Source organism: Thiohalocapsa sp. (assembly GCF_019695415.1).
GTDB lineage: Bacteria > Pseudomonadota > Gammaproteobacteria > Chromatiales > Chromatiaceae > Thiohalocapsa.
In genome coordinates, this window is the sequence record NZ_JAIFKJ010000198.1 from 3,023 (window position 1) to 8,549 (window position 5,527).

At 67.0% G+C, this 5,527-nt stretch carries 4 protein-coding genes and 1 tRNA gene; 1 reads left to right on the forward strand and 4 read right to left on the reverse strand.

Annotated elements, in window-relative coordinates:
* On the forward strand, window positions 1-578 hold a 578-nt coding region (locus tag I6U14_RS05630; RefSeq protein ID WP_296897586.1), incomplete at its 5' end, for a RuBisCO large subunit C-terminal-like domain-containing protein.
* Between the two features lie 184 nt (window positions 579-762).
* Here I6U14_RS05630 and I6U14_RS05635 read toward each other — a convergent pair.
* The 4 genes from I6U14_RS05635 to recA form a co-directional block, all read right to left on the reverse strand.
* A tRNA-Met gene (locus I6U14_RS05635) sits at window positions 763-839 on the reverse strand.
* 103 nt (window positions 840-942) lie between these two features.
* A complete protein-coding gene (gene alaS / locus I6U14_RS05640) occupies window positions 943-3,558 on the reverse strand; it encodes an alanine--tRNA ligase (RefSeq protein WP_296897588.1) in 2,616 nt (871 codons plus the stop codon).
* A gap of 118 nt (window positions 3,559-3,676) precedes the next feature.
* Window positions 3,677-4,189: a regulatory protein RecX gene (locus tag I6U14_RS05645; protein ID WP_296897590.1), complete on the reverse strand. Its 513-nt coding sequence runs from the start codon at window positions 4,187-4,189 to the stop codon at window positions 3,677-3,679.
* A gap of 95 nt (window positions 4,190-4,284) precedes the next feature.
* A complete protein-coding gene (gene recA, locus I6U14_RS05650; RefSeq protein ID WP_296897591.1) occupies window positions 4,285-5,337 on the reverse strand; it encodes a recombinase RecA in 1,053 nt (350 codons plus the stop codon).
* Window positions 5,338-5,527: the final 190 nt, after the last annotated feature.

Genomic DNA, 5,527 nt, shown 5'->3' on the forward strand with positions numbered 1-5,527 from the left:
TTTGCGCCGGGGTGGACTGGTGGTGCCCGTTGCCCGACGTTGCCGGTGCGACCGGCGCCAGAGGGGGCTGGTTCAATGGGCTGCCGGTGGGCCGGAGGGGGGGGCGCAGGCGGCGGCGGCATGCGACGGTGCCGCTGATCGCCCACTTCCCATTCATCGCGGCGATGAGCCGGCTGCCGGCACACGGCGTGCACACTCGTGTCATGACGAAGCTGCAGCGCCTGGCCGGCTTCGACGTCATCATCATGCCCGGCTTCGGCCCGCGCATGATGACCGCCGAGGACGAGGTGTTGGAGTGCATCGCCGCCTGTACCGACCCCATGGGCCCGATCAAGCCGGCGCTCCCGGTGCCTGGCGGCAGCGACTCGGCGGCAACGCTGCAGGGCGTTCACGACAAGATTGCCAGCCCCGACTTCGGCTTTGTGCCAGGCCGCGGCGTCTTCAGCCACCCACATGGACCTGCAGGCGGTGCTGCCAGCCTGCGGCAGGCATGGGAAGCGATTGCCGGTGGGGTGTCGGTGGAGAAGCATGCCGAGCAGCACCCGGAATTGGCGGCTGCACTGGAGGCATTCGGTTAACGGCAGCTAGCGTGGGCGCCGTGCGCGCATCGAATTGTCCACGACCGGTTGGACGACAGATGAAAACAGGCAGCGCTGCTGCTCGTCGTGCTGATGATGTGAGGCGGAGATAGGCGGTAGAGCGACAACGGCCGCTTCGCGAGCGGCTGGTCGTGCGGACGCCTTTAATGGCAGCGGCTTCTTATGGTGGCTACGGGTGGACTCGAACCACCGACATCGGCATTATGAGTGCCGCGCTCTAACCAACTGAGCTACGTAGCCATATCTGTACTATGATAACCCGCGGCGAGCAGTAGGTCAAAACGGGATGGCTGCATACAATCTCCTATGCGCACCCTCGCCGCTCGTCACGCAAGTGTCGACATCACTGAACACTCGCCGCTCGTGACCGCACCCAGTCCCCCACCAGTTCGAGGGCAGCGGGGATACCGGCCGGGTCGCTGCCGCCGGCCTGGGCCATGTCTGGGCGGCCGCCGCCACGGCCGCCGACCTTTTCGGCGGCCGCCTTGACCAGGTCGCCGGCTTTGAAGCGATCGGTGAGGTCTTTGGTAACCCCGGCGATGAGGCTGACCTTGCCGTCGCTCTCGGTGGCGAGCAGGACGACGCCGGAGCCGACCTTGTTCTTGAGCTGGTCCATGGTGTCCCGCAGGGACTTGGGGTCTGCGCCGTCGAGCCGTGCCGCCAGCACTTTGACACCGTCCACCTCGACGGTTTGATCTGCAAGGTCATTGCCGGCACTGCTGGCGAGCTTGGCCTTGAGCTGCTCCAGCTCCTTCTCCAGCTTGCGTGATCGCTCCACGAGCTGGGCCACGCGCTCGTCGGCGTCGGCCGCGGCGCCCTTCACCAGGGCGGCGATGCGCTGGAGGCGGGCCTCTTCGTCGGCGATCCAGTCCAGCGCCCGCTCGCCGGCGACGGCCTCGATGCGACGCACGCCGGAGCTGATGCCGCTCTCGCCGGTGATTTTGAACAGCCCGATGTCGCCCACGGCGCGCACATGGGTGCCGCCGCAGAGCTCGGTGGAGAAGTCGCCCATGCGCAGCACCCGCACCTGCTCGCCGTACTTCTCACCGAAAAGGGCTATCGCGCCGGAGGCCTTCGCATCGTCCAGCCCCATGATGCGGGTCTCGACGGTGTGGTTCTCGCGGATCTCGCGGTTCACCAGCCGCTCGATGGCCTGGAGCTGCGCTTGCGTGACGGGCTCGAAGTGGGTGAAGTCGAAACGGAGCCGATCCGGACCCACCAGGGAGCCGCGCTGCTGCACGTGGTCGCCGAGCACGGCGCGCAGAGCAGCGTGCAGCAGATGTGTGGCGGAGTGATGCAGCGCGGTGGCGCGGCGGCGCTCGCCGTCTACGCGGGCGGTGACGCGGTCGCCCACCTGCAGCTCGCCGTCGGTTATGTGGCCGAGGTGGCAGATGATGCCGTCGCCGTGCTTTTGGGTATCGTCCACGGCAAAGCGGGCGCCGCCCTCGGTGGTGAGATCGCCGCGGTCGCCCACTTGGCCGCCGGCCTCGGCGTAGAAGGGGGTCACGTCCAGCACCACAAGCCCGGACTCCCCGGGGACCAGGCGCTCGCGCTCTTCACCGTCGCGATAGAGACCCACCACGGTACCTTCGTCGAGAATGTCTTCGTAGCCGGTGAAGTCGGTCTCGCCTTCCAGCTCGATGGTGACCTGGGTCCCGGCGCCGAACTGGCTCGCAGCGCGGGCACGTTGCTTCTGCTTGGTCATCTCGCGCTCGAAGCCCGCAAGATCCACGCTCAGGCCACGCTCGCGGGCGATGTCGGCGGTGAGGTCTGCGGGGAAGCCATAGGTGTCGTAGAGGCGGAAGACGGCCTCACCAGGCAGGGTGCTGCTGTCGAGCTCCGCGACGATCTCTTCGAAGATCTTGAGGCCCTGGTCGAGGGTGTCGGCGAAGCGCTCTTCTTCGGTGCGCAGCACCTGCTCCACATGGGCCTGCTTGGCGGCGAGCTCCGGATAGGCCTCGCCCATCTCGGTCACCAGCGGTGCTACCAGCTTGTAGAAAAAGGGCTCGCTGCAGCCGAGCTGGTAGCCGTGGCGGATGGCGCGGCGGATGATGCGCCGGTGCACATAACCGCGTCCCTCGTTGCCTGGGGTGACGCCGTCCACCACCAGGAAGGCGGCGGAGCGGATGTGGTCGGCGATGACGCGCAGGGACTTGGCCGCGAGGTCCGTACAGCCGGTGACGTGGGCAGCGGCGCGGATCAGTGTCTGGAAGAGGTCGATGTCGTAGTTGCTGTGCACGCCCTGCATGACGGCGGCGAGGCGCTCAAGGCCCATGCCCGTGTCCACGGACGGCCGCGGCAGAGGCGAGAGCTTGCCTGCGGCGTCACGGTCGTACTGCATGAAGACGAGATTCCAGATCTCGACATAGCGGTCGCCGTCCTCGTCGGGGGAGCCGGGCGGTCCACCCGGGACCTCTGGGCCGTGGTCGTAGAAGATCTCGGAGCAGGGGCCGCAGGGGCCGGTCTCGCCCATGGACCAGAAGTTGTCTTTCTCACCGCAACGGGAGAAACGCGCGGGGTCGACGCCGACCTCATCAAGCCAGATGGATGCTGCCTCGTCGTCGTCGGTGTAGACGGTGACCCAAAGCTTCTCGGGCGGCAGGCCAAGCACTTCGGTGAGGAGCTCCCAGGCGAAGCCGATGGCCTCGCGTTTGAAGTAGTCGCCAAAGCTGAAGTTGCCAAGCATCTCGAAGAAGGTGTGATGCCGGGCGGTGTAGCCGACGTTCTCGAGGTCGTTGTGCTTGCCGCCAGCGCGCACGCAGCGTTGGGAGCTTGCGGCGCGGGTGTAGGGGCGCTTCTCGCGGCCGAGAAAAACGTCCTTGAACTGCACCATGCCGGCGTTAGTAAAGAGCAGCGTCGGGTCGTTGCCCGGCACCAGCGGGCTGCTGTCGACGACGGTGTGTCCGCGCTCTGCGAAGTAGTCGAGAAAGGCGGATCGGAGCTCGGCACTGCGTTTCATGGGAACGACTCGGGGTGTTCGGGGATCGGGCGGGTGCTGCGCTGCCGGCCTGACAGAGCGGCCGGCCGCTGGGGGACGATGTGTTTTGCCAGAGGGTTAATCGAGCTTGACGCGAGCTTCAGGCGAGTTTCAGCGCACGGGCGATGAGGCGGGCCGGAAAGCCCCGATATTCCAGGAATCGCGCCCGTTTTGCCAGTGTTTGGCGGTCATTTGGGGGCCCCTCACCGAACTTAGCGGCATCCACGCGAGCTATCAGCGCGAGACATTGACCATCCTGTAGGTCTAGGTGCGGGTCGATGGCGCTGTCGGGAAGGCCCTTGGCTTGCAGCTCTGCGCGGATACGCAGCGGGCCGAAGCCCTTCTCCAGGCGCTCGGCGACGTAGGCGGCGAGCATGCGCTCCTCGCTCAGCAGCCCCTCGGCGGCCAGTTGATCCAGCACCGCGTTGACGTCCTCGGCGGGATAGCCGCGGCGGTGAAGCTTGCGCCAGAGCTCGTAGCGCGAGTGCTCACGCGTGGTGAGTAGTTTGAGCGCGCGACTGCGAATCTCGGCCGCCTCTGCGGGTTTGGGTGCGGGTCCGGAGCCCCCACTGGGGCTGGGCGCGGCGTCGGTATTGTGGTGCGGGTCCGGCAACGCGACTGAGTGCGATCATTGCGGCTGCGCCTGCTCGCCCGAGGGAGAGCGGCGGCGCACTGGATGTGGCTGCATGCGCAGGCGTGGCCGCCGCCTCAGGCTTCGGACGCGGCGGCGCCGATGCCGTCGGGCTCGGCCGCCGGCGGGGTGCTGCGCGTGGGCGGCAGCAATGCCTCGCGGATCTTGATTTCGATGGCGTCGGCCATGTCCGGATTCTCTTTCAAGAAGCCGCGGACGTTGTCCTTGCCCTGACCTATGCGGTTGCCGTCGTAGCTGTACCAGGCGCCGGATTTCTCGATGATGCCCTGCTGCACGCCAATGTCGATGATCTCGCCGTGGCGGGAGACGCCCTCGCCGTAGAGGATGTCGAACATCACCTGCTTGAAGGGCGGTGCGACCTTGTTCTTGACCACCTTGACCTTGGTCTCGTTGCCGATGACCTCGTCGCCCTTCTTGATAGCGCCGGTGCGGCGGATGTCGAGCCGGACGGAAGCGTAGAACTTGAGCGCGTTGCCGCCGGTGGTGGTCTCGGGCGAGCCGAACATCACGCCGATCTTCATGCGGATCTGGTTGATGAAGATGACGATGGCGTTGGAGCGCTTGATATTGGCCGTGAGCTTGCGCAGCGCCTGGGACATGAGCCGGGCCTGCAGGCCGACGTGGCTGTCGCCCATCTCGCCCTCGATCTCGGCCTTGGGCGTGAGGGCGGCCACGGAGTCCACCACCACTAGGTCCACGGCGCCGGAGCGCACCAGCATGTCGGTGATCTCCAGCGCCTGCTCGCCGGTGTCGGGCTGTGAGACCAGCAGCTCGTCCATGTTGACACCGAGCTTCTCGGCATACACTGGGTCCAGCGCGTGCTCAGCGTCCACAAAGGCGGCGGTGCCACCCGCCTTTTGCGCCTCGGCCACGGCGTGCAGCGAGAGCGTCGTCTTGCCCGAGGACTCCGGGCCGTAGATCTCGATAACGCGACCGCGCGGCAGTCCACCGATGCCGAGGGCCACGTCGAGGCCCAGCGAGCCTGTGGAGACGGCCTCGATATTCGGGATGGCGCCGGCGTCGCCCATGCGCATCACGGAGCCCTTGCCGAACTGCTTCTCGATCTGGCTCAGCGCCGCGGCCAGCGCCTTCTTGCGATTCTCGTCCATCGTCACTCCGGACCTTGATGCCATTTCCGTCGGCAGCTGCCGACGGACCTTGGGCCGCAATTATCACACCGGCCCCTCCTCGGCATCAGGGTGCACGGGGCAGGGCAACCTTCAACCGCGGGGGCGGGGCATCCTTGGGGCGCCATCACCGCCACGCGCCTGGCGGCCCGCACAGCCGCGAGGCCCCCCC